Origin of the sequence: Staphylococcus sp. GDX8P80P (assembly GCF_017893095.1) — a bacterium.
GTDB classification, from domain to species: Bacteria; Bacillota; Bacilli; order Staphylococcales; family Staphylococcaceae; genus Staphylococcus; species Staphylococcus borealis.
The window spans coordinates 1-303 of record NZ_JAESMI010000220.1; the positions used below are offsets into that span (position 1 = coordinate 1).

A 303-nucleotide genomic window follows, 5' to 3' on the forward strand; every position below is an offset into this window, starting at 1 on the left:
ATATTCTTCGTCTTCCCATGCTTCTGTATATGAAATATTGTCCTCTTTTAATAACTCAGCCACTTCTTCTTCTGTTTTTTCTGATAAGAAGCGGTAAAAGATGAGCCCTAAAATATAATTTCTAAACTCGCTTGCATCCATGTTTCCACGTAAATCATTTGCAATACTCCATAATTTCTTTTGTAATTCGGCTTGTTGTTGTCTTTGTTCTACATTGCTTCCAACATTATTTAAATCATCTTCTGTTTTAATATAATTTAAATAAGCTCGTGCTTCTTCCTGACTTAACTTTTGATCGTTTTG

1 protein-coding gene is annotated in these 303 nt (G+C 32.0%); it reads right to left on the reverse strand.

What is annotated here, in order from left to right:
- The coding region (locus tag KA858_RS12540; RefSeq protein ID WP_210135845.1) for a type I restriction-modification system subunit M N-terminal domain-containing protein at positions 1-252 on the reverse strand (252 nt) is incomplete at its 3' end.
- Between the last annotated feature and the right edge of the window lie 51 nt (positions 253-303).